Raw genomic sequence first — 382 nt, forward strand, 5'->3', positions numbered from 1 at the left:
TGGTTCATGACTGGGGTGAAGTCGTAACAAGGTAGCCCTAGGGGAACCTGGGGCTGGATCACCTCCTTACGTAAAGTCGTTAATTTTTGTAAGTGCCCACACAAATTGCTTGAATAGAAACGTTAAAGACAACGATTGGGATGAAATCCAATCGTGAAAGTAAATAGTGTCCCGTTCGTCTAGAGGCCTAGGACACCGCCCTTTCACGGCGGTAACACGAGTTCAAATCTCGTACGGGATACCACTTTTCTTTCTGATTAAAAATCAAAGCTAAGTATTACTACTTATCTTTGCTTTTTAGCAAATTGCTCTTTAAAAATTTGGAAAGCTGAATAAATAAAGAAGTTCTTAAAACACGTTGTTACTTCGGTAACAACAATGA

At 39.8% G+C, this 382-nt stretch carries 1 tRNA gene and 1 rRNA gene; both read left to right on the plus strand.

Going from position 1 to position 382, the window contains the following annotated elements:
- A 16S ribosomal RNA gene (locus JFU56_RS22395) occupies positions 1-69 on the plus strand; the annotation flags it as partial.
- A gap of 99 nt (positions 70-168) precedes the next feature.
- Positions 169-244, plus strand: a tRNA-Glu gene (locus JFU56_RS22400).
- Positions 245-382 lie beyond the last annotated feature (138 nt).

Origin of the sequence: Moritella sp. F3 (genome assembly GCF_015082335.1) — a bacterium.
Taxonomy (GTDB): Bacteria; Pseudomonadota; Gammaproteobacteria; order Enterobacterales; family Moritellaceae; genus Moritella.